Origin of the sequence: Intestinimonas sp. MSJ-38, assembly GCF_018917925.1 — a bacterium.
Taxonomy (GTDB): Bacteria; Bacillota; Clostridia; order Oscillospirales; family Butyricicoccaceae; genus Pseudobutyricicoccus.
On sequence record NZ_JAHLPO010000028.1, the window covers coordinates 1 to 19,423 of the forward strand.

Below are 19,423 nucleotides of genomic sequence, written 5' to 3' on the forward strand. Positions count from 1 at the left end.
CTCATGAGGGATATGGTCTCCTTTCGGGCTGGTTTGGTGTGGTAACTTAACTATAACCCATGAGACCATATCCTTCATAGCTTTTTATTCACTCGTCCAAGATGTATTGTAGCCCTACATTGAAACATGAATGATTCAGCTCCTCTTCTTGACTTTGAAAAGTATACCGGGATAACTTGACAAAGTCAAGTGGAAAAAAGTAAACAATTTGTATCATAGAATGCAAAAAGGACACGCTTAAAGCGTGTCCTTTTTGTGGTGCGGATGAAGGGACTTGAACCCCCACGAAGTTGCCCCCACTAGCACCTGAAGCTAGCGCGTCTGCCGATTCCGCCACATCCGCATCTTTTGTTGTCGTTGTTCTCTCGCTGAGAACAGTGTCTATTATACCAGCGTTCTGGGAAAAGTCAATGGGTTTTTTAAAGTTTTTTAAAGTTTGTGGGTTGTAATATTAAATGCGAAAGGACAAGCCCCCTATTTTCGGGGAGCTTCGAGCCTTCCGCATTTATTTTTTTATACCACAAACCACGATAAACCGCAATAGAAACGGGGTGAAGACATGGCGGGAAATTATAGGTATCTGGATTTTGAGGATCGAAAGAAGATCGAGGCGTGGCACGCCCGCGGGGATCGCCCGCTTGAAATCGCCGCGCGACTTGGCGTGCATACCGCGACGATCTACCACGAATTGCAACGAGGCTATACCGGAGAAGTGGACGCGGCGCAACGCGAGGTTTACAGCGCGGAGCGGGCGCAAGCGGTGGTTCGGGAAAACTTCAAGCGCAGAGGCCGCCGTGCGGTGACAGAATAGAGCGAAAGGAAAGGTTGTTCAGTAATGAAAAAATATCAGTTGGGCGCGCTGACCGTAAGCGACAAGGGCTTACAGGACACGAAAGAAGAAATCGTTATCGAGTTAATCGACCGTATGCAAAAGTATGTTGCAGAGGGTAAAGCGGCATACGAAAACGGGGATTACACCGAAGAACAAAAATTGAACACCATTACAAACCTTTGCGGGCGGTTTTGCGGGCTTGCCGAATTCCTGCAAATAACAATGGGCATTGATGTTCGGAGAGCGGACGGGCTTCTTTACACGCAAGAAATGTATAACCATTTCCATTATTGGAAGATGAACCTTGAAATTGAGATAGGGAGAGAACGAGAAACGGCGGGAGGTTTTGGCGGTGACTAATTTTGAAAAGCTGACGCAATCCCCCGCGGAGTTTGGGGCATTCCTTCGGGGATTGCCGATTTTAGAAGGGCCGTGGGACGACGAATTTCACAAACGATATTGCCGTAAGTGCTCTTCTACGGATTGCACATATTGTCCGCATGAGAAGTTCCGGAATAATCCGGAATGGTGGCTAAACCTGAAAGCGTGATAGGCGCGAAAGGAGCTATTCAAACTATGAAAAAGAAACAAAAGACAACCGCCGAAGTGCAAGCGGCGATTTTTAGGCGGGAACACCGAAAAAGCCCGTTGCGCGGTGGCGTGAAGCTGACCTTGAAGAAGGCGCGGGAATTGGCTTTGCAGGAATTCGGAACAGCGAAGGGCATTCAGCAGGAAGAAAACACATTGCCGGACTACTACATAATGCGGCTTGGCAATATGCGCGTGCGGATCGCGCCGGACACCTACGGCGGGACGGGGTGCATTCTGATTGAAGTTCGCTTGAGCGGATACGGGCGCGCCTTTCAGCTTCACGATCCGGAAACCCTGCAAGAAGACTTCGAGGCAGAAGAACAGAGGTTGCGAAAAGAACGGCGCGAAGCCCTGCAAGATTGGGTTGGAACAAACGGGGTTGAAGCGTGCCGCGCAGAGGTCGAAAAGATATGGAACGGGGCGTGAAACACAGGCCGCGCCGCCGTTCGCCTCTTCCCTTCCTACTTCTGGCCGTGGCGGTTGTCGGGTGCGCCTTCGCCGTAGCGGTTGCGGCAGTGGTTCCGATGGAGGCCGACAGCCCCGGCGGGCAGGATCAAGCGTTGCCAACGCCTACGCTTGAAGAGGCCGAGCGGGACAAGCTGGACGCGCCCGCGGCGGCAACGCCGACACCTACGCCCGCCCCATACATACCGGACGAAGCGGAAGTTGAAATGCTGGCGCGCCTGATATGGGGCGAAGCCCGCGGCATTCCTTCGGATATGCACAAAGCGGCGGTTGTGTGGTGCGCCCTGAACCGCGTTGACGCGGAAGGCTGGCCGGACACCGTGGCCGAAGTGGTAACACAGCCGCACCAATTCGCCGGATATTCGCCGGACTATCCGGCAACAGAGGAATTCAAGGCGATTGCCGCCGATGTGCTGATACGGTGGGAGCGGGAAAAACGGGAAGGCGGCGAGGTTGGCCGCGTCCTTCCCGCTGAATATGTCTTCTTCACGGGTGACGGAGAAGTAAACCATTTCCGGACGGAATACGAAGGCGGCATGTTTTGGGATTGGAGCTTGAAAAATCCGTACAGCAGTTAAGTGAAAGGAGCCATTCAAACTATGTCGAAGCAGAAGCAGGACAAGCAGGGCGGCGGCTGGCAGTTCCCCCGCCCGCTCGAAATTATCAAGTGCAAAGAGGGCAACAAAGAATACATGAAGGAACGCCCCGCACGCAAGCCTTACGGAAGGATCGTCAAGGTGTGCGAATTCAGCCTTGAAGCCGTCGCAGAGTTTGGCGACGACGACGCGCGGACAGTGTGGAGGCTGGCAAAGCGGGCGGCGCGCGACTTCTTGCGGGTATCGTGGATAAATACGGCCATTGTAACCGCCGCGAAAACCGATCGCCCTTATATGGCCGTGATTGTTTACGGCAAATATTAAGGGGGCGGCGGGAATGTCAAACAAAGCGGAGCTTTTGAAGAAAATAAAAGCCCTTGCCGATCGGGGCGTTGACGGAGAGCGCGAGAGCGCACAAACCCTTCTTGCCCGCCTGATGGAGCAATACGGGATCAGCGAAACCGATCTTGAAGAGGAACGCCGCGAAACGGCGTGGTTCCGGTACAGTCAAGAAACCGAACGCCGCTTGCTGAACCAGATTATTTACATGGTAACGGGAAGATCGGGCTTCGGTTGCGTAGGATCGTATAGCGGGCGCAGGCGGAAGGAAACGGGCGTGAATTGCACAGCCGCGGAACGGTTGGAGATCGAAGCAAATTACAAATTCTTCAAGGTTGCTATGGAAGCGGAGCTTGAAATATTCTATACGGCATTTTCAAGCAAAAACCACCTTTTCCCCTCCGAAGACAAAGTGAAGCCGAAGAGCATTAAAGACCTTACGCCGGAAGAACGAGAAAAGGTTTTGAAAGCTGGCTTGATGATGGAGGGAATGGAGCGGCACACATTACGCAAGGCCATTGCCGCGGGCGAAACCGAGTAAAGGAGGATCACACATGCAAAGAGCTATTCAAAACACACAGGCGGCCACGCGCCGCCGTTCCCGCCCTCTTCGGGTAGCGGGAAGCACATTGACGGCGAATGTTGCCTTTGCCGTCCTGAAATACGCCGCCCTTACCGCGGCGGGCGTTCTTCTCTTCCGTTGGGGGCAGGGGTACGCCCTTGCCGAACGCGGATACAAGGCGATCGGCGGTGAAGCGTTGCTTTTAGGGTTGCCGCTGTTCTGGTATCTGACGGAAACCACGATCCGCGATACCGTGCGGGACTTCCGGAAGGGAGGCCGCCGCAAATGAAGATAAAGAGCATTGCCGCGATATGCAAGAAAAACAAACAGGTTGTTTTGTTCAACCGATACAGCGATAGCGGCACATTATCGCAGTACATAGGCGACGGAAACGCGGTTTACCCTATTTCCGGCCTTCCGGAGCTGGACGAAGAAAGCATTTTAACGATCTTCGATGTGCCGGAGAAACAGCGCGAAGACTGGCTTGTGCGGTATCGTGACATTCCGGAGGGGATCAGCTTCGAGGACACCGACGCAACCGAAAAGATCATTGAACAAGGCAACCTTTCGATTGTGTATAGCGGAAAGACCTTGAAACCATTGCAGACGCGCCGCGGGCTGGTTTTCATCGAAAGCCGCTATTTGTCGCCCGTTTCAGATGTGCTTGATGTATTGGAGCTTTACGAGCGGGTAACGCCTTTCGGTGCGCCGTATATCGTAGCAAAAGCGGGCTTCCTGCTTCAAGCGGTAATTATGCCGTGTGATGTTATAAGCGCGCAATTCGTCCAACGCCTGCAAGAGCTGACACGGCAATGCGCCGTTTCTCTTGACCTTCGGGAACAGGAGCGGGAGCGGCAGGCCGCCGCAGAGAGCGCGGGGCAATTCAAGGTTGATCCGGAAACGGGGGCAATCATTGAACCGGAAAGCGAGGCGGGCGACGATGATTAGGACGCAGAGGCATTCCCGCTTTGTGCTGATGTCGCTTGATGAAATCCGCGCCACGCGGGACATTGTATTGCAGACGGAGGAAACGAAAAGCAATTTTTCCGGATCGGGCAAAACGGTTTATATTTGCGAAGTTGTGCGCCCTTGCGATTATCAAAAGGAAACGGACACCGCCGCGGACAAGCTGGCCGCAGAGATCGAGCGGGTAAACGCTGACAACCGCGCCTTGCGCCGGAAGATCGAACGCCTTGAACGGGAATTGCAGAAAGCGAGGGCGGGCGAATGAACAAGGCTTTGTTATCCTCTAAAAATATGTGCTGGTGTACGCCGCAAGACTTCTTCGACAAGCTGAACGAAGAATTTTCCTTCACGCTGGACGCGGCGGCCACAGACAAAACGGCAAAATGCCCGCTATATTTCACGCCGGAAACGGACGGGCTTAAATCCTCTTGGAAGGTTGCGGGGGGGGTACAGTATTTTGCAATCCCCCGTATGGGCGCGAAATCGGCAAGTGGGTTCAAAAGGCATACGAAGAGGCGCAGGCCGGAACGCCGATTGTTCTTCTCATTCCAGCGCGTACCGATACAAGCTATTTCCACGATTTTATATACCACAAAGCGGAAATTCGCTTTATTCGTGGGCGGCTTCGGTTTACGGACGACGACGGCAACGCCGCCGATCCCGCGCCCTTCCCCTCTATGCTGGTGATTTATAACGGAAAGGCGGTGAAATCGTGAAATACAAGGTTTGCGATCGGTGCGGAAGTCACCTTGACTATGGCGAAACATGCGAATGCGTGAAAGAGGCCGAACAGGAAGAGAGGGTGCGCAATGCTGAAAATCCGAAGGATCAAAACAGACAAGTTCAAAACCGCGGCGTTTTGGATCGAAAAGCGGGATAACGAATACATAGCGTGCCGAACGCTTGTAAATGCCCTTTTGGGTATTGCTTCCCCTTCTATTATGAGCAGAGGGCAAGAGGCGTTGAAAAAGGCGTATGAAACGCGCCGAATTTGAAAGGAGCAGTTCAGACGATGGAAAAACAGGGATTGAACGAGCTTGCCGCGGCGGTACATGAAAATGCCGTTGCGCATGGCTGGTGGGAGCAGGAACGGGAATTGCCCGAAATCCTTATGCTTTGCGTTTCGGAGCTTGCGGAGGCTTTGGAAGAGTACCGCGCCGGAAAGCCGAACATTTATTACAATGTCGAAGGCGAAGAAATACTTTATGCGGACGGGGAGGCGTGCGAAAAGCACGAGCGGCGCAAGCCGGAAGGCGTGGCGGTGGAATTGGCCGATTGCATGATCCGCATTCTGGACTATTGCGGGCACGCCGGAATTGATATTGAAGAGGCAATACGGATCAAACACGAATATAACAAAACCCGCCCATATCGCCACGGCGGGAAGAAATGTTGACCGCGGGAGCGGGGCGGCTGGTATCGCCCTTTGCAAACGATCTGTTCGCGCTGGTTGCGCTGGCTTTCAAGAACCTTTACCCCGAACGGGAATACGCGGCCTATTTTGTGCCGGAGGTAGAAGACGGAAGCGGCGGCGCGGCTTGCGGTGTGACAACCTTTCCGGAAGACGGATCGCCGCCCGTTGTGGAGGTATCCGGAGAAATCCCCATTGCGGCAGGCGTTGAAATATTCGCGCACGAATTGGCGCATGTCGCCACGCCGGAAGATCGGGAGCATGGCGAAGCGTGGAAGGCCGCCTTTGACCGGATTTTTGAGGAATACAACCGGATCGCGCAAGACCTTTTCGGGGAAGGCGGAGAAGAACCATGCTGAACGAGCGGGAGCAGGCCGCCCACGATCCCACGATTGCAGAAACGGCGCAGGGGCTTTCCCTTACGTTTGAAAAATTGAAAGCCGATATATCACAATCACGCGCCGCCCGCTTTGTGTTGGCGGTGCTGGAAAAATTGAAAGGAGCTATTCAAATGGAAAAGACTTTGAAAACCGGAAAGATCGGACAGTTTGGTGCAGAAAGCCGCGTTACATACGGCGGTGTGAAGTGGGTTGTGCTGGACGCACGCCCGAATATGTCGCTTTGTCTTGCGGAAGATGTGTTGAAGGACGAAAACGGCGAAGTTCGGTACATGGCTTTCGACACGGACAACAAGAACGATTTTGCCGCCTCTTCCGTCCGCGCTTTCCTGAACGGTGATTTTCTGGAAGAGCTGGCCGCCGCGGGTGCGGACAAAGAAGCATTTGTGCCGATCGTCCTTGACCTGACTTCCGACGACGGTTTAGACGACTACGGCACGGACAGCGCAAAGATCGGGCTTATCACGGATCAGATGTACCGCGCATTCCGCAAAATCATTCCGAAAGCGTCGGAAGACTATTGGACTTGTACCCCGTTTTCAACCGAGCGGAACGGCTACTCGTACTATGTGCGCTTTGTCAGCCCTTCGGGGGCGTTGAACTACTACTACGCGTACTACGGCGGCTGGGGCGTGCGTCCGCTTTGCGCTCTGAAATCTGATATTTTGGTATCCTATGACGAAGGCGAAGTGAACGAGCGCAAGCCGTCGTTCGGTGAAATGATCGGGAAAGCCCTTGCGGAAGGGCTGAACAAGGCCATTTTCGGGGAAGGCGAAGAGCCGAAGGGAATTCTTGCCGAAGCGGAGGCGCAGGCCGCCCACGAAAAGGAGCAGGAAGACGAAGATCAGAAGCGCGCGGACGCGGTGGACATGATGAAGCACATTGCCGCCGCCTTCGATATTCCGGCCACAATCGGAGAAGGCAAACAGGAAGAGCAGGAAAAAGAAGCAAAACAGCTTTTCGGCTGGTATTCGGAGCTGAAAAAGGCCGGATTTACCGACGCGCAGGCGTTCGAGCTTATCAAGGGATAACAGAAAAGGCCGCCCCGCACGATGGGGCGGCCTATCCCCTATACATTATATATAAGAAAGGACGGGTTCAAAATGACGGCATTTGAATTTATGGTTGCCGCCTTTTATGCGCTTGTCGGCGTGGTTTGCCTTTCCGTGGCGGTTGTGATCGCGTATGCCGTTGTGGTAGGCATTTACAGAGGATTGAAAGGCGGTGGACACCGTGGCAGAAAATAAAGCCTTAAACGAAGAAGCCCTTGTTGAAATGGCGCACACGATGGGTTTTGACCTTGCGCACGCGTGCGCGGCGGCGGCTGACGCATTCGCCCGCGGCGTGGCCGATGGCTTCGCCGCCTATGCGCAAGAGCTGGCCGCCGAAAACGGAGGCGTTGAACTGGTACACGATGAAGAAGACGAAGAACCGGAGTTGAAAACGGATATTCAGGATTGCCGCCGTTGCTGGTGCGATACATGCGGCAAGTTAGAAGAATGCAAAAAGCACCGCGACGGCACACAGCCGGACGGCTTGCGCCCGCTTCCGTGTATCGGGTGCGTGAATGGCCTTCGGTTCAAGCCGAAGGAAGAAGAGCCTTGCGAAGAGTACACGGAGGCCGCGGGCTTTAATAACGGATAGAAAAGAAGAAGGCGGCTTGCGTTGCCTGCAAGCCGCCTTTCCCCCTTCGCGTCGCCGCGAAAAGAGCTATTCAAACTAACGACAGTATAACACCGCGGCGGCAGAATGTCAAGAAACGCCGGAACACGGCGTATTACGGGCTTGTAATGGGTATTAACACATGGACGGAAAAGCAGAATTCCGGAAGTGCTGGTTTGTATTCAATTCCCCGTCGCCTGCTTTATCAGGATCACGAAGGCGGCAAGCTGTCAAGGGTGCGACAGCACCGCGAAAGCGGCTTGCCCTTGATGGGTTGTTGCCGGAGTGATAGAAGCAGGAAAGGCGGCGGGGATAAATGCAAACCTTCCGGCCTTGCGTGTTCAATTCCTTTGAGCCTGCTTCCCCCTTTAGGGGGACGGGAGGGGGTGAAACCTTTACCACGAGCAGGGAGGAAACAACATGCCGTACAACAGCGCAAAATATGAATTCCTCTTTGACCTTTCCGGAGAGAACACCGAAAGGGCGTTTGATCGGTTCCGGCACAGGAATGTTTTTCGTTATCGTTCCCGCACGATCAAGGCGGGAAATGTGCTTGAAGTTGAGATATTCCCGATATGGAACACGCAAAACGAGGTTCGAGAGGCAAAGAAACACACAACACGGGAAGCACAAAAGAACCTGAATGACAAAAACGCAAAAAAGAAGTTCATTCGGAAGATCAATGCGAATTTCACGGAAGAAGACCTTTGCGTAACGCTGACATATTCAAACGGCTTTGTTCCGGACGAAGAGCAGGCGCGCCGCGATATTCGGAATTACCTTCGCAGGGTGCGGGAGTATCGCCGGAAGAATGGCCTTCCCGAATTGAAATACGCCTATGTGATCGAGTTCGGCGGGAAAGATGGGCGGCGCAAGCGTGTTCACCACCATGTCATTATGTCCGGCATGGATCGGGACAAAGCCGAAGCCCTTTGGAATGGCCGCGGGTATGCAAATGCCCGCCGCCTGCAACCGGACGATTACGGATTAGAAGCCCTTGCGCGCTATATGACGAAGGAGCCGAACGGCGGCAAACGGTGGGCGGCAAGTAAAAACCTTGTTGATCCGAAAATCACGGAGGCCGACACTAAAATAAGCCGCCGCAAGGTGGAGCAGATGGCCGAAGACTTCGAGGCGAAACCCGCCGCAATCTTCGCCGCGCTTTTCCCTGAATACAGCTTTAACGAATGCGCCGTGCGGTATTCGGATTTTGTGGCAGGCGCGTACATATACGCAAAATTACACCGGAAGGCCGCGCCGCCGCAGAAGCAGAAAAAGAAACGGAGGGTACGCAATGAACACAACGGAAATGATGGTAATTTGCCGCGAAGTTGACCGCGCAACGGGCAAAATAGCGGTTTACCAGATTAAAACCGAAGTAACCGAAAGTCTGATTTTCAAATTGAGGCTTCGCGCACGCCTGAACCCCGAATTGCAATACTTTGTCACGACAAAAGCGCATTATGAAGGCTTCGGGGATACGATCACGGCGGTTTTGAAGCGAAGAACCGTAACGCCCGCGGCCATTGCACGCGTTGGCGGGATCGTCCAGCTTTGAGGGGGTGCGTGCGGTGGTAGAAAATCCAGAGATTGGCGGGCAATATTGGTTTGTTACGGACATTTGGGAATGCTTCTGCCCTGTCCCCGTGACAATCGTTGCCGTGAACGAAGAATACGGCGCATTCCTTGTCCGTTGGGATATTGGCGAAAGCGAATACTTCGAGCAATACGAAGGCGTGTGGCCGAACGAGCTATACGAAACACAGGCAGGCGCGGCGGCAGAATGTCGAAGAAGAAACGCCTTGCCGTGTGGATATGTGGAAAAGGCGGTGAATTATCTTGAAGAATAACGCCCCTTCCCTTCCGGTTCCAACGGAGAGCGTGGAACAACAATGCCTTTTCAGGTGGGCAGCATTTCAAAGCGGGCGTTTCCCTGAATTGGCGTTACTTTACCATGTGCCGAACGGCGGAAGCCGGAAGAAAGCAGAGGCCGGACGCTTCCGCGCCGAAGGCGTGAAGGCGGGTGTGCCGGATTTGTGCTTGCCCGTCGCCCGCCGCGGTTTTCACGGCCTTTACATAGAGCTAAAGCGGCAGAAAGGCAGTAAAACAAGCGACGATCAAAAAGCGTGGTTGTCAAACCTTGAAAAGCAAGGCTATTTTGTGGCCTTGTGCAAAGGGTGGGAGGCCGCCGCAAAGGTAATTACAGAGTATTTGACAATGGGAGGCGAAGAAGGTTGAAAAAGAAGCGGTTTTTGAAGCTGGTTATGTCTTACGGTATCCAGCGGGACAAAGCGGCGCGCATGGCCGCCCGCGTTGGCAAATTCGGATCGTATGAAGCCCTGTTTTTGTCTTTGCGCCCGTCGCTGGCATTCTGGCAGATGGGCGCGGCGGTGCGCAAGGCTGGCCGGACGATCCGGCAGGCCGCCCGCGCTTTTGGCGATATGTTCGCCGCAATGGGGACAGCCCTTGCCGCCTGCTTCTCCCCTGCTTTGCGCGGGTATGTTGACGACGCGAAGGAGCGGGAACAGAAACAAGCGGATTTTTCGGCGGCGGGAAATGTGTTCTTGCCGTCAACGCATGAAATCATAGCGGGCGCACAGCCAGAAGAGGAAAACACCGCGGCGCGCTGGTGGGTAAAGACACCGAACCCGAATTACAGCAAGCCGCAGGCAGAAGAAAGGCAGGGTTAAACATGGCGAAAATGTCTATGCGGGTGATTTTGAAGAGCGGCGCGGAATTTACGGTGAAATGCGATAAATTCACGCTGGAAAGAAACGGGCTTGAACAGGTGACGGGGTACAATATCGGCGGGATCACCGAAAACAAGCCCGTGTATCTGGATTTTGACGAAGTGGCCGCAATCGTCCGCGTGTTGTCGGACGAAGCGGACGCGCCGCCCGAAGATGGCGGCAACGAAGAGTAAACGGAAAGCGAGGGTTCAGAGATGGGCAAGAAAAAAACGGGCTTGATTACTGACGAAGTGCGGGAGCTGATAAACGAGGTTGCGCGGGCAACCGCTTCTATGGCGTATATTGACGGCATGGGCGGCGAAGTAAATTATTTCCGCGCAATGGAAAGTTTGCTTTTTAATTATAAAAAGCTGGCCGCGCTGGTGGCTGATTATGAAGCATATACACATGTGGAGCTTCAAGGCCGAAGCGCAAGTATTTCAAGCTATTCCCCTTCGAGCGGGTACACATACCGCACGGAGGAAGATATACTTGACGAAATGAAGCGGGATAAAATCATATCTTACCACAGGACGCGGGCACGCTTTGAAGAGATTGACCGCGTTGTAAAGCTGTTTGCAGAGCGAAAAGAATTCCATGTGATCCGCATGTATTACTTCGGAGAGGACGCGCAGGGCAACGAGCGTCCGGCAGGCGCGGGGCCGTACACATGGGAAACCATAGCCGCAGAGCTGGAAGGAATGGGACTGATCCGCGACGCGAAGAGTGCGCGCAGATGGCGAAACAAAATCGTTAATGACATGGCCGTGTGCATGTTCGGCAAGCCCGCGGCGGTTGGCGCGGGTACATACCGGAAGGAGCGGGACAAAGTAACGGATTAAAACAGGCCGAAAAATGCCCGTTTCGCGCCCGTTTCGCGCCCTTGTGTGTACCGTCCATATATGCTATAATTATTACGCTGATTAAATGCAAATAAACAGCACACTTCACAAGCCTTCGCGGGTTCGCCCGTGAGGGCTTTTTTTATTGTCCGAAAGGAGGCGGAAGGCGTGAAGGCATGGGCTGAACAGTTCTACAATTCGGACGCGTGGCGCGCGTGTCGTGAAGGCTTCTTGCAATCGAAGGGTTATCTTTGCGAACGATGTTCCACGCCCGACAATCCGGTTGTTGCGAAGATCGCACACCACAAAATCTATTTGACGAAGGAGAATATAAACAATCCGTACATTACGCTTTCATGGGATAACTTGGAGGCACTTTGTCAAGATTGCCACAACAAGGAACACCACAGAGGCGAACGGAAGAAGCGTTATTCTTTCGACGCAAACGGCAATCTTGTATATCCCCCCCCATTCGCCGCCGAATTAGGGAGGGCGAAACACCGAGGGCGGGAGGTTAAAAAAACTCCGCAGGCGCGCGCATAACGGGTGTACCCGTGGGGGGGTGTGGTTGACGGTGCAGAAAGGGGGCGTTTTTTGTGGCGACAAAGAAGGAGCTTACGAAAGAACAGAAGATCAAAAAAGAGATTGCCCGATTAAAGCGGGTTTTCAAAGACCTTGACAAAAACAAGTTGCAGACCGTGGAAAGCCTGATAAAAAACGCCGCGTTCATGGCCGTTTCGCTGGAAGAGCTACAAGAAATCATCAACGCCGAAGGATATGTTGTGGAGTACCAGAACGGCGAAAACCAGAAAGGCACGAAGCAGAGCGACGCGGTGAAAACCCATATAGCAATGACGAAAAACCATGCCGCAATCATTAAGCAGTTGACCGATCTTGTGCCGCCTGAAAAGAAAAAAGAAAGTAAATTGCAGGCGTTGAGGGACGAATAATGCCCTTTGCGAATTACATTTACGAATATTTTTCAGGTATTCAGAGCGGGAAATATACGGTTGGCAAATGGGTTCGGCTGATTTATGAAATCATCATAGCGGGGCTTGAACGGGGCGAATATTTCTTCAATGCGAAGAAGGCCAATAAAGCGATCAAGTTTATAGAAAACTTCTGTCACCATTGCGAAGGCCGCGAAGACCTTTTGAAGCTGGAAGTATGGCAGAAGGCTTGTGTTTCCGTTATCTTCGGGATCGTGGACGCGGACGGCTTGCGCGTCTTCCGTGAAGTGTTTATTGTCATAGGCCGGAAGAACGGCAAGACACTTTTTGCGTCGGCCATTATCGCATATATGGCGTATCTTGATGGAGAATACGGCGCGAAAATATATTGCCTTGCGCCGAAACTGGATCAAGCGGCCATTGTTTACGATAACTTTTACCAGATGTTGAAGAAAGAACCGGAGCTTGCGGAGCTGGCGAAAAAGCGGCGTTCCGATATTTACATAGAGGACACGAACACGGTTGTTAAGCCGCTGGCGTTCAATGCAAAGAAAAGCGACGGCTTCAACCCGCATTTGGTCGTCAATGATGAGGTTGCAAGCTGGCGCGGCGACGGTGGTTTGAAGCAATACGAGGTTATGAAATCCGCGCTTGGCGCACGGCGGCAACCGCTGATCCTGTCCATTTCCACGGCGGGATACGAGAACGACGGCATTTACGATGAATTGATGAAGCGAAGCACGGCTTTCTTGAAAGGCAATAGCAAGGAACGCCGCCTTTTGCCGTTCCTCTACATGATCGACGATGTAGAAAAATGGAACGATATTGAAGAGCTGAAGAAGGCAAACCCGAACATGGGCGTTTCCGTGTTCCCTGACTTCTTCCGCGAGGAAATAGCGGTTGCGGAAATGTCCGCAAGCAAAAAGGCCGAATTCCTGACGAAGTATTGCAATATCAAGCAGAATTCTTCTATTGCGTGGCTTGACGCGCACATAGTAGAAGGCGCAACGGCAGAAATCACGCTTGAAGACTTCCGGCATTCTTACGCCGTGGGCGGCATTGACCTTTCGCAGACAACAGACCTTACCGCGGCAACCGTCATTGTGGAGCGCGGCGGCAAGCTATACGCGTTCACACAATTCTTTATGCCTGCAAACCGCGTCGAGCGGGCAACGGCGATCGACGGCGTGCCCTATGACATATTTGTGAAAAAAGGCGTTGTTACCCTTTCCGGCGAAAACTATGTAGATTACAAAGATGTTTATAACTGGTTCGTCATGCTGAAAGAAAAATATGAAATCTATGTGCTGAAAGTCGGGTATGACCGTTACAGCGCGCAATACCTGATTGACGACATGGCGGCATACGGCTTCCACATGGACGATGTTTTTCAGGGTGAAAACCTTGCGGGCGTGATCCGCGAGTTTGAAGGGATTTTGCTTGATGGCAATTTCAAAATACCGGATAACAGCTTGTTAAAGTCGCATTTCCTGAATGTAGCCTTAAAGCACAACATGGAAACGCGCAAGTTCCGGCCTGTCAAGATTGAACAGCGGGCGCGGATCGACGGCTTTGTATCAGTCATTGACGCAATGACCGTCCGGCAAAAATACTATAACGAAATCGGCGTAATGCTGAAAAATGCGGGGTGATTTGAAAAATGGGAGTGTTTGAAACTATCTTCCGAAGGCCGCGGAACAACCTTGTTCCAACGGGCTACTTCAAAATGCTAAACGGGTACACGCCCGTTTTCACAAACGCGCCCGAAAGTGTGTACGAAATGGAGATCACGCGGGCGGCTATTCATTCATTCGCTACTTTTTGTAGCAAATTGAAGCCGGAAATTACGGGGAGCGCGAAAAAGCACCTTGAACGAACATTGCAGTTCAGGCCGAACCCGTTTCAAGACACGACAAAGTTTCTTTACAGGCTGGCGACAATCCTTGCCGTGAATAACACGGCTTTTATTGTGCCTCTTGAAGACGAATTCGGCGGCATAGCGGGTTATTATCCCCTATTGCCGCAGAATTGCGAGGTTTTAGAGGTCGGCGGCGCGCCCTTCTTGCGTTACACCTTTTCCAACGGACAGCGGGCGGCGATCGAGTTTGACCGCGTGGGGATTTTGACGCAATTTCAATATTCAGACGATTTTTTCGGAGAGGACAACCGCGCCTTGCGGCCAACAATGCAGTTGATCCATGCGAACAATCAGGGCATTATAAACGGCGTTAAAAATTCGGCTTCGATCCGGTTCCTTGCCCGTATCGCTAACATGCTTTCGCCGGAGGACATAAAGAAGGAGCGGGAACGCTTCACCGAAGACAACCTTTCCGCGGACAATCAAAGCGGAATGATTATCTACGATCAGAAATTCGCAGATGTAAAACAGGTTGATAGCAAGCCCTTCACCGTCAACGCGGTTCAAATGGGGCAGATTAACGAAAATGTGTTTAACTACTTCGGCACTTCGGCGGGGATCATTCAAAACAAATACACCGAAGACGAATGGAACGCGTATTACGAAGGGAAAATAGAGCCTTTCGCCCTGCAATTATCCCTTGTCATGTCAAACATGACCTTTACGCCGCGGGAAATCGCCCACGGAAACGCAATCGTGTTCACCGCGAACAGGCTTCAATATGCAAGCAATCAAACGAAGCTGAACATTTCAACACAGCTTTTCGATCGCGGGTTGCTGAACCGAAACGGCGTTATGGACATTTGGAACATGGCGCATGTGGAGGGCGGCGAAAAATACTATATCCGCAAGGAATACACCGAAGTTTCACAGCTTGGAAAGGAGGCGAACACAAATGCCGGTAATGAAGGATCGGGAATATCGGTCGATGGTGCTTCCGTTGACGGCGGCGGCGAAGAAGGCGACGAAGAGGTTTGACAGCGAATTCTATGTAGAAGGTTATGCAACCACCTTCAACAAGCCGTATCTTCTCTATGAGTTCGACGGGGTGCAATACTTTGAAGTCATAGACCGGAACGCGCTTGTTGGCGCGGACATGTCCGATGTTATCATGCAATACAACCACGAAGGCAAGGTGCTTGCCCGACAATCGAATAAAACGCTTGGAATAGAGGCCGACGAAAGCGGCCTCTTTACTTTTGCCGATTTATCGAAAAGCCGTGCCGCACAAGACCTTTACGAAGAGATCAACAACGGCTTAATTACAAAAATGTCGTGGGCGTTCAAGGTTTTAGAAGACGCATACGACAGGGACACGCACACAAGAACCATTTTGAAGATCAAGAAGGTTTACGATGTTTCGGCGGTATCTTACCCCGCAAACAGCGATACCGAAATATCCGCGCGTTCTTTCTTCGACGGAGTGATCGAAGCAGAGAGGCGGGAGGCGTTAGCGCGGAAAGCACAGCTATTAAAACTAAAAATCATGTTGGAGGTATGACACTATGAACAGATTACAGGAAATTGAAGCCCGCCTTGCCGCGATTGCGAACGAGATCGAGCAGAGAGGCGCGGAGCTGACCGCGGAGCAGTTGACCGCGTTTGAAACCGAAGTGAACAACCTGAAAACCGAGCGGGCGGGGCTGATGGCCGCCGCCGAACAGCGCAACAACCTTCTGAATTCCATTGCGGAGGGCAGAAGCGGCGGCGCGGTTGTCCGCACCTTCCCTTCCCCCTCTTCCCCCGCAGGCGGTGAACAGAGGAACGAAGCTGATCCGCTGGACAGCATGGAATATCGCCGCGCATTTATGGCATACGCCCTTCGCGGCACGCCTATTCCCGCAGAGTTCCGCACGGACGCTGTTTCCAAAACCGCGGACAATGGCGCGGTGATCCCGACAACCATTCTTAACCGGATCGTAGAGAAAATGGAGGCCGTGGGAATGATCTTTCCCCTTGTGACGCGCACCGCGTACAAGGGCGGCGTTTCTATCCCTACTTCCAGCGCGAAGCCCGTTGCCTCTTGGGTAGCGGAAGGCGCAGGGAGCGACAAGCAGAAGAAGACCACGGGAAGCATTACTTTTGCTTACCACAAGTTGCGTTGCGCCGTGGCCGTATCCCTTGAAGTGGACACAATGGCACTTTCGGCCTTTGAAAATACCCTTGTCAACAATGTTGTCGAGGCTATGACGAAGGCAACCGAACAGGCCATTGTATCCGGCACGGGTAGCGGACAGCCGAAGGGCATTCTTACCGAAACCCCGAACGAGGGGCAGAAGATCGAGAGCGACACGCCCACATACGAAGACCTTGTGAACGCCGAAGCCGCATTGCCGCAGGCATACGAAAACGGCGCGGTGTGGTGCATGGCAAAGAAAACCTTTATGCAGTATTACGGCCTTGTCGATGAAACCGGACAGCCCGTAGGCCGTGTGAATTACGGCATTGCAGGCAAGCCGGAACGCGCCTTGCTTGGCCGCCCCGTCATTTGTTGCGACTATGTGCCTTCCGTGGCAACCGCGGCGAAGGGCGGCGCGTATGCGTTCCTGTTCAACTTCAAGGACTATGTGCTGAACACCAATTACACCATGACCGTGAAGAAGTACGAGGACAACGACACGGACGACATGGTAACGAAGGCGATCATGCTTGTTGACGGCAAGGTGATTGACAAGAATTCCCTTGTTGTCGTCGCAAAGGCCGCAGGCGCGTAATTCGGGAGGGATAAACCATGCTTGACAAGGTGAAAAACGCCTTACGCGTAAAAACGGCGGCTTTCGACGATGAAATACAAGACCTGATCGACGCTTGCAAAGCGGATTTGCGCCTTGTCGGTGTGAATGTTCCGGAGGATACGCCCGCCGAAGGCAAAGAGGCCGCGGCGGGCGATCCCCTTATCACGCGGGCGATTGTCCTTTACGCAAAGGCAAACTTCGGATATTCCGAAGACAGCGAGAAATACCGCGCGGCCTATGATTACTTGAAATGTTCTTTGAGTTTGGCGGGTGATTATCATGCGTTGGGGTGATGAAATTACCTTGATCGCGCAGAAGCCGCCCGACGAAGCGGTAAACGCAAACGGGTTCCAGAATGAGCCGGAAGAAGCGCGGAAATCCATTTTTTGCAATGTGAAATCCGCGGGTTATTCCGAGTTCTACAAGGCCGCGCAAGCGGGCTTTCAAGTGGAATTGAAGGTTGATGTTTACACGGAAGAATACGAGGGGCAACAGGCCGCGGAGCTGAACGGGAAGCGGTACAGGGTTTTGAAAACCTATGTCAACAAAAGCGGAGAAATTACCGAATTGACGCTTTCCGATCTTCCGGTCGAAGAAAGCGAAGAACCGGACAGCGGCGCGGAAGGAGGCGGCGGCAATGGCACGGTTTGAGGTATCCGGAATTGAAGCGGCGCAGGAAGCGTTTTTGCGCCGGAGCGAGCGGGCGACGAAGGCCGTTCCGAAGATGTTAAAAGCTGGCGGCGCGGTGCTTGTGAAGGCCGAACAGGAGGAAATACGGCGCACATTTACAAGTAACCGTGTTACTGGCGATCTTGCAAATTCTATCAAATGCACCGCCGTAAAGAAGCGGGGTTCGGGGCAATGCGTGGAAGTGTACCCGCACGGGAAAAACCGCCGCGGGGAGCGGAACGCAACCGTTGGTTTTGTCCACCAATACGGGCGAACCAACATGCCCGCGCGCCCGTGGTTCACGCGTTCGCACCAGAAGGCAACGCCGGAAGTTCAAGCGGCTATGCGGCAGGCATGGGAGGACGAACAGGAATGATAGATACAGTTGACTGCCTGTTAAAATCCACGCTTGACGCGCTTTGCCCGAATGTGGCGCGCCTCTTCTTCCGCGGGAAGGCTGGTACATATATCACATATCAGCTTGTTTCTTCGGAAGATATGGCCGCCGCAGACGACGAAACGCACGGCACGGAATACACATACAGGGTTGATATTTACTCGAAACGCGATTATATCGCCCTTTTGCGCCGTGTGAAGCAGGCGTTGAAGGCGGCGGGCTTTTATGGGCTTGTAATTGATCCGGAAGTGTACGAGCAGGACACGGGGTTTTACCATGTCCCGATTGAAGCGAAATATTACGAACAAACGGAGGTATAAAAACTATGGCAACTATTGGTTTGCGTGATCTTTACCGTGCGCCGATCACGGTTGAAGAGAGCGGCGAAGAGAAATACGGAACGCCCGTGCGCATGGCGAAGGCCATTAGTGCGGAAATGTCCGTAGAGGTAGCGGAAGCGATCCTTTATGCGGACGACGGCGCGGACGAAGTGGTAAAAGAATTCGTTTCCGGAGAGCTGACGCTGAATGTAAACGATCTTATGCCCGCCGATCTTGCGGCCATTTTGGGGCAGACGCAGGACGACGATCAGGTTGTATATGCGGGAGAAAACGACGATCCCCCGTATATGGCAATCGGCTTCCGCGCGAAGAAGGCGAACGGCATGTATAAGTATATTTGGCTTTACAAGGTGAAGTTTGCTATTCCTTCGGAGAGTTACCAGACGAAGGGCGATAGTATCGAATTCACCACGCCGGAGATCACAGGGCAGTTTATCAAGCGGCCTGACGGCCTTTGGAAAGCGGAGCATGTGGCACTTCCCACAGAAACCGCGGCGCAAGGCTGGTTTACGAAGGTTCGTGAACAGAACAACACTTCGGGCGGCTAATTCTGGCCGCCTGTCACAAAACAAAATATGAAAAGGAGGCACGGGGAAGCCCTTTGACGGGGCTTCCCCTATTTTGTTATGAGTGCGATTAAAGACGGGCGTTTGCCGATCGTCCTTGATAAAGAACGGCATTTGCTGTTTTCCCTGAATGTCATTGACGAAATGCAAGACAAATTCGGGGGCTTTGACAAGCTGGCCGAAATGCTGAAAGGCAAAGACGGCATTAAAAATCTTCGCTGGCTTCTTACCCTGCTTCTGAATGAGGGCGCAGACGACGGCGAAGAGCAGTTGACCGAAAAACAGGTAGGAAAAATGATCCACACAGGCAACTTCAACGAGGTTAAAACCGCGATTTTCAAGGCGTTTGCAATGGGAAACAGCGGCACAACGGAGCCGCCGCAGGACGATGAAGACGACGAACCGGAATACGCGGAAGAAGAGAGAAAAAACGCACAGGCGGGCAAGGAGTAAT

At 52.8% G+C, this 19,423-nt stretch carries 35 protein-coding genes, 1 tRNA gene and 1 pseudogene; 36 read left to right on the plus strand and 1 reads right to left on the minus strand.

The genetic code is table 11. From position 1 onward, the window contains the following. Positions 1–256: 256 nt before the first annotated feature. Positions 257–343: transfer RNA gene (locus KQI26_RS13145), tRNA-Leu, on the minus strand. A gap of 216 nt (positions 344–559) precedes the next feature. On the opposite strand from KQI26_RS13145, the gene KQI26_RS13150 reads away from it, so the two are divergent. The 36 genes and pseudogenes from KQI26_RS13150 to KQI26_RS13320 all read left to right on the plus strand — a co-directional run bounded on the left by KQI26_RS13150 (position 560) and on the right by KQI26_RS13320 (position 19,422). Further along, complete coding sequence (locus KQI26_RS13150; protein WP_216504764.1) at positions 560–811, plus strand: helix-turn-helix domain-containing protein; 252 nt, start codon at positions 560–562, stop codon at positions 809–811. A 24-nt stretch (positions 812–835) separates the two neighbouring features. Next, complete coding sequence (locus KQI26_RS13155) at positions 836–1,192, plus strand: hypothetical protein (protein ID WP_216504765.1); 357 nt, start codon at positions 836–838, stop codon at positions 1,190–1,192. 216 nt (positions 1,193–1,408) lie between these two features. Further along, positions 1,409–1,849, plus strand: a complete 441-nt coding sequence (locus KQI26_RS13160; protein WP_216504766.1) for a hypothetical protein — start codon at positions 1,409–1,411, stop codon at positions 1,847–1,849. Then, positions 1,834–2,466: a cell wall hydrolase gene (locus KQI26_RS13165; RefSeq protein ID WP_216504767.1), complete on the plus strand. Its 633-nt coding sequence runs from the start codon at positions 1,834–1,836 to the stop codon at positions 2,464–2,466. Before KQI26_RS13160 ends, KQI26_RS13165 begins: the two co-directional genes overlap by 16 nt. 21 nt (positions 2,467–2,487) lie before the next feature. Then, a complete protein-coding gene (locus KQI26_RS13170; protein WP_216504768.1) occupies positions 2,488–2,808 on the plus strand; it encodes a hypothetical protein in 321 nt (106 codons plus the stop codon). A 13-nt stretch (positions 2,809–2,821) separates the two neighbouring features. Further along, positions 2,822–3,364, plus strand: coding sequence for a hypothetical protein (locus KQI26_RS13175; RefSeq protein ID WP_216504769.1), 543 nt, complete (start codon positions 2,822–2,824; stop codon positions 3,362–3,364). A 13-nt stretch (positions 3,365–3,377) separates the two neighbouring features. Continuing rightward, positions 3,378–3,674 (plus strand): hypothetical protein, encoded by a 297-nt coding sequence (locus tag KQI26_RS13180; RefSeq protein ID WP_216504770.1) that lies wholly within the window; start codon positions 3,378–3,380, stop codon positions 3,672–3,674. Next, positions 3,671–4,333 (plus strand): hypothetical protein, encoded by a 663-nt coding sequence (locus tag KQI26_RS13185; RefSeq protein WP_178849265.1) that lies wholly within the window; start codon positions 3,671–3,673, stop codon positions 4,331–4,333. The genes KQI26_RS13180 and KQI26_RS13185 overlap by 4 nt, the downstream gene beginning before the upstream one ends. After that, positions 4,299–4,616 carry a hypothetical protein gene (locus KQI26_RS13190; RefSeq protein ID WP_216504771.1) on the plus strand — a complete coding sequence of 106 codons (318 nt, stop codon included), beginning with the start codon at positions 4,299–4,301 and terminating at the stop codon, positions 4,614–4,616. The genes KQI26_RS13185 and KQI26_RS13190 overlap by 35 nt, the downstream gene beginning before the upstream one ends. A 26-nt stretch (positions 4,617–4,642) precedes the next feature. Further along, positions 4,643–4,729, plus strand: a pseudogene (locus tag KQI26_RS15415) (adenine methyltransferase); the annotation flags it as partial. A gap of 50 nt (positions 4,730–4,779) precedes the next feature. Further along, positions 4,780–5,067 carry a phage N-6-adenine-methyltransferase gene (locus tag KQI26_RS15420; RefSeq protein WP_253292854.1) on the plus strand — a complete coding sequence of 96 codons (288 nt, stop codon included), beginning with the start codon at positions 4,780–4,782 and terminating at the stop codon, positions 5,065–5,067. Beyond that, positions 5,064–5,231, plus strand: coding sequence for a hypothetical protein (locus KQI26_RS13200; protein WP_216504772.1), 168 nt, complete (start codon positions 5,064–5,066; stop codon positions 5,229–5,231). Before KQI26_RS15420 ends, KQI26_RS13200 begins: the two co-directional genes overlap by 4 nt. Positions 5,232–5,363: 132 nt before the next feature. Beyond that, positions 5,364–5,747 (plus strand): hypothetical protein, encoded by a 384-nt coding sequence (locus KQI26_RS13205; RefSeq protein WP_216504773.1) that lies wholly within the window; start codon positions 5,364–5,366, stop codon positions 5,745–5,747. After that, positions 5,741–6,121, plus strand: a complete 381-nt coding sequence (locus KQI26_RS13210; protein WP_216504774.1) for a hypothetical protein — start codon at positions 5,741–5,743, stop codon at positions 6,119–6,121. Before KQI26_RS13205 ends, KQI26_RS13210 begins: the two co-directional genes overlap by 7 nt. After that, positions 6,115–7,191 (plus strand): DUF6273 domain-containing protein, encoded by a 1,077-nt coding sequence (locus KQI26_RS13215; protein ID WP_216504775.1) that lies wholly within the window; start codon positions 6,115–6,117, stop codon positions 7,189–7,191. The genes KQI26_RS13210 and KQI26_RS13215 overlap by 7 nt, the downstream gene beginning before the upstream one ends. Before the next feature lie 72 nt (positions 7,192–7,263). Continuing rightward, positions 7,264–7,407 (plus strand): hypothetical protein, encoded by a 144-nt coding sequence (locus KQI26_RS13220; RefSeq protein WP_158082934.1) that lies wholly within the window; start codon positions 7,264–7,266, stop codon positions 7,405–7,407. Continuing rightward, positions 7,394–7,804: a hypothetical protein gene (locus KQI26_RS13225; protein ID WP_216504776.1), complete on the plus strand. Its 411-nt coding sequence runs from the start codon at positions 7,394–7,396 to the stop codon at positions 7,802–7,804. Before KQI26_RS13220 ends, KQI26_RS13225 begins: the two co-directional genes overlap by 14 nt. Positions 7,805–8,242: 438 nt before the next feature. Next, on the plus strand, positions 8,243–9,157 hold the full coding sequence (locus tag KQI26_RS13230; protein ID WP_216504777.1) for a hypothetical protein: 915 nt from the start codon (positions 8,243–8,245) through the stop codon (positions 9,155–9,157). Next, positions 9,117–9,380, plus strand: coding sequence for a hypothetical protein (locus tag KQI26_RS13235; RefSeq protein ID WP_216504778.1), 264 nt, complete (start codon positions 9,117–9,119; stop codon positions 9,378–9,380). Before KQI26_RS13230 ends, KQI26_RS13235 begins: the two co-directional genes overlap by 41 nt. A 13-nt stretch (positions 9,381–9,393) precedes the next feature. Next, positions 9,394–9,672 carry a hypothetical protein gene (locus KQI26_RS13240; protein ID WP_216504779.1) on the plus strand — a complete coding sequence of 93 codons (279 nt, stop codon included), beginning with the start codon at positions 9,394–9,396 and terminating at the stop codon, positions 9,670–9,672. Further along, complete coding sequence (locus KQI26_RS13245) at positions 9,662–10,060, plus strand: VRR-NUC domain-containing protein (RefSeq protein WP_216504780.1); 399 nt, start codon at positions 9,662–9,664, stop codon at positions 10,058–10,060. Before KQI26_RS13240 ends, KQI26_RS13245 begins: the two co-directional genes overlap by 11 nt. Further along, on the plus strand, positions 10,057–10,512 hold the full coding sequence (locus KQI26_RS13250) for a hypothetical protein (protein WP_216504781.1): 456 nt from the start codon (positions 10,057–10,059) through the stop codon (positions 10,510–10,512). The genes KQI26_RS13245 and KQI26_RS13250 overlap by 4 nt, the downstream gene beginning before the upstream one ends. A 2-nt stretch (positions 10,513–10,514) precedes the next feature. Further along, positions 10,515–10,745 (plus strand): hypothetical protein, encoded by a 231-nt coding sequence (locus KQI26_RS13255; RefSeq protein ID WP_216504782.1) that lies wholly within the window; start codon positions 10,515–10,517, stop codon positions 10,743–10,745. A 21-nt stretch (positions 10,746–10,766) separates the two neighbouring features. Beyond that, positions 10,767–11,393 carry a hypothetical protein gene (locus KQI26_RS13260; protein ID WP_216504783.1) on the plus strand — a complete coding sequence of 209 codons (627 nt, stop codon included), beginning with the start codon at positions 10,767–10,769 and terminating at the stop codon, positions 11,391–11,393. Between the two features lie 168 nt (positions 11,394–11,561). Beyond that, positions 11,562–11,936 carry an HNH endonuclease signature motif containing protein gene (locus KQI26_RS13265; RefSeq protein ID WP_216504784.1) on the plus strand — a complete coding sequence of 125 codons (375 nt, stop codon included), beginning with the start codon at positions 11,562–11,564 and terminating at the stop codon, positions 11,934–11,936. A 53-nt stretch (positions 11,937–11,989) separates the two neighbouring features. Then, a complete protein-coding gene (locus tag KQI26_RS13270) occupies positions 11,990–12,343 on the plus strand; it encodes a hypothetical protein (RefSeq protein ID WP_080907386.1) in 354 nt (117 codons plus the stop codon). Next, the gene (locus tag KQI26_RS13275) at positions 12,343–13,995 is read left to right on the plus strand and encodes a terminase large subunit (RefSeq protein WP_253292851.1); all 1,653 of its coding nucleotides are present in this window, start codon (positions 12,343–12,345) and stop codon (positions 13,993–13,995) included. Before KQI26_RS13270 ends, KQI26_RS13275 begins: the two co-directional genes overlap by 1 nt. Positions 13,996–14,123: 128 nt before the next feature. Then, complete coding sequence (locus KQI26_RS13280; RefSeq protein ID WP_253292852.1) at positions 14,124–15,239, plus strand: phage portal protein; 1,116 nt, start codon at positions 14,124–14,126, stop codon at positions 15,237–15,239. After that, on the plus strand, positions 15,157–15,762 hold the full coding sequence (locus KQI26_RS13285; protein WP_080907492.1) for an HK97 family phage prohead protease: 606 nt from the start codon (positions 15,157–15,159) through the stop codon (positions 15,760–15,762). The genes KQI26_RS13280 and KQI26_RS13285 overlap by 83 nt, the downstream gene beginning before the upstream one ends. A gap of 4 nt (positions 15,763–15,766) precedes the next feature. Beyond that, on the plus strand, positions 15,767–16,975 hold the full coding sequence (locus KQI26_RS13290) for a phage major capsid protein (protein WP_216504785.1): 1,209 nt from the start codon (positions 15,767–15,769) through the stop codon (positions 16,973–16,975). A 17-nt stretch (positions 16,976–16,992) separates the two neighbouring features. Continuing rightward, positions 16,993–17,289: a head-tail connector protein gene (locus tag KQI26_RS13295; RefSeq protein WP_080907390.1), complete on the plus strand. Its 297-nt coding sequence runs from the start codon at positions 16,993–16,995 to the stop codon at positions 17,287–17,289. Then, the gene (locus tag KQI26_RS13300; RefSeq protein ID WP_216504786.1) at positions 17,276–17,647 is read left to right on the plus strand and encodes a hypothetical protein; all 372 of its coding nucleotides are present in this window, start codon (positions 17,276–17,278) and stop codon (positions 17,645–17,647) included. Before KQI26_RS13295 ends, KQI26_RS13300 begins: the two co-directional genes overlap by 14 nt. Beyond that, on the plus strand, positions 17,634–18,041 hold the full coding sequence (locus tag KQI26_RS13305; protein ID WP_216504787.1) for an HK97 gp10 family phage protein: 408 nt from the start codon (positions 17,634–17,636) through the stop codon (positions 18,039–18,041). Before KQI26_RS13300 ends, KQI26_RS13305 begins: the two co-directional genes overlap by 14 nt. After that, positions 18,038–18,382 carry a hypothetical protein gene (locus tag KQI26_RS13310; protein ID WP_216504788.1) on the plus strand — a complete coding sequence of 115 codons (345 nt, stop codon included), beginning with the start codon at positions 18,038–18,040 and terminating at the stop codon, positions 18,380–18,382. The genes KQI26_RS13305 and KQI26_RS13310 overlap by 4 nt, the downstream gene beginning before the upstream one ends. 5 nt (positions 18,383–18,387) lie before the next feature. After that, complete coding sequence (locus tag KQI26_RS13315) at positions 18,388–18,951, plus strand: major tail protein (protein WP_178849230.1); 564 nt, start codon at positions 18,388–18,390, stop codon at positions 18,949–18,951. Between the two features lie 78 nt (positions 18,952–19,029). Further along, entirely contained in the window at positions 19,030–19,422 is a 393-nt protein-coding gene (locus KQI26_RS13320; protein WP_080907394.1) for a hypothetical protein, read from the plus strand. Position 19,423: the final 1 nt, after the last annotated feature.

Bases quoted from the DNA above. Each gene is read 5' to 3' on its own strand.
- KQI26_RS13150 (WP_216504764.1), top strand. From the start codon at position 560: ATGGCGGGAAATTATAGGTATCTGGATTTTGAGGATCGAAAGAAGATC.
- KQI26_RS13155 (WP_216504765.1), top strand. From the start codon at position 836: ATGAAAAAATATCAGTTGGGCGCGCTGACCGTAAGCGACAAGGGCTTA.
- KQI26_RS13160 (WP_216504766.1), top strand. From the start codon at position 1,409: ATGAAAAAGAAACAAAAGACAACCGCCGAAGTGCAAGCGGCGATTTTT.
- KQI26_RS13165 (WP_216504767.1), top strand. From the start codon at position 1,834: ATGGAACGGGGCGTGAAACACAGGCCGCGCCGCCGTTCGCCTCTTCCC.
- KQI26_RS13170 (WP_216504768.1), top strand. From the start codon at position 2,488: ATGTCGAAGCAGAAGCAGGACAAGCAGGGCGGCGGCTGGCAGTTCCCC.
- KQI26_RS13175 (WP_216504769.1), top strand. From the start codon at position 2,822: ATGTCAAACAAAGCGGAGCTTTTGAAGAAAATAAAAGCCCTTGCCGAT.
- KQI26_RS13180 (WP_216504770.1), top strand. From the start codon at position 3,378: ATGCAAAGAGCTATTCAAAACACACAGGCGGCCACGCGCCGCCGTTCC.
- KQI26_RS13185 (WP_178849265.1), top strand. From the start codon at position 3,671: ATGAAGATAAAGAGCATTGCCGCGATATGCAAGAAAAACAAACAGGTT.
- KQI26_RS13205 (WP_216504773.1), top strand. From the start codon at position 5,364: ATGGAAAAACAGGGATTGAACGAGCTTGCCGCGGCGGTACATGAAAAT.
- KQI26_RS13210 (WP_216504774.1), top strand. From the start codon at position 5,741: ATGTTGACCGCGGGAGCGGGGCGGCTGGTATCGCCCTTTGCAAACGAT.
- KQI26_RS13215 (WP_216504775.1), top strand. From the start codon at position 6,115: ATGCTGAACGAGCGGGAGCAGGCCGCCCACGATCCCACGATTGCAGAA.
- KQI26_RS13220 (WP_158082934.1), top strand. From the start codon at position 7,264: ATGACGGCATTTGAATTTATGGTTGCCGCCTTTTATGCGCTTGTCGGC.
- KQI26_RS13230 (WP_216504777.1), top strand. From the start codon at position 8,243: ATGCCGTACAACAGCGCAAAATATGAATTCCTCTTTGACCTTTCCGGA.
- KQI26_RS13235 (WP_216504778.1), top strand. From the start codon at position 9,117: ATGAACACAACGGAAATGATGGTAATTTGCCGCGAAGTTGACCGCGCA.
- KQI26_RS13255 (WP_216504782.1), top strand. From the start codon at position 10,515: ATGGCGAAAATGTCTATGCGGGTGATTTTGAAGAGCGGCGCGGAATTT.
- KQI26_RS13260 (WP_216504783.1), top strand. From the start codon at position 10,767: ATGGGCAAGAAAAAAACGGGCTTGATTACTGACGAAGTGCGGGAGCTG.
- KQI26_RS13275 (WP_253292851.1), top strand. From the start codon at position 12,343: ATGCCCTTTGCGAATTACATTTACGAATATTTTTCAGGTATTCAGAGC.
- KQI26_RS13280 (WP_253292852.1), top strand. From the start codon at position 14,124: ATGGAGATCACGCGGGCGGCTATTCATTCATTCGCTACTTTTTGTAGC.
- KQI26_RS13285 (WP_080907492.1), top strand. From the start codon at position 15,157: ATGCCGGTAATGAAGGATCGGGAATATCGGTCGATGGTGCTTCCGTTG.
- KQI26_RS13290 (WP_216504785.1), top strand. From the start codon at position 15,767: ATGAACAGATTACAGGAAATTGAAGCCCGCCTTGCCGCGATTGCGAAC.
- KQI26_RS13295 (WP_080907390.1), top strand. From the start codon at position 16,993: ATGCTTGACAAGGTGAAAAACGCCTTACGCGTAAAAACGGCGGCTTTC.
- KQI26_RS13300 (WP_216504786.1), top strand. From the start codon at position 17,276: ATGCGTTGGGGTGATGAAATTACCTTGATCGCGCAGAAGCCGCCCGAC.
- KQI26_RS13305 (WP_216504787.1), top strand. From the start codon at position 17,634: ATGGCACGGTTTGAGGTATCCGGAATTGAAGCGGCGCAGGAAGCGTTT.
- KQI26_RS13310 (WP_216504788.1), top strand. From the start codon at position 18,038: ATGATAGATACAGTTGACTGCCTGTTAAAATCCACGCTTGACGCGCTT.
- KQI26_RS13315 (WP_178849230.1), top strand. From the start codon at position 18,388: ATGGCAACTATTGGTTTGCGTGATCTTTACCGTGCGCCGATCACGGTT.
- KQI26_RS13320 (WP_080907394.1), top strand. From the start codon at position 19,030: ATGAGTGCGATTAAAGACGGGCGTTTGCCGATCGTCCTTGATAAAGAA.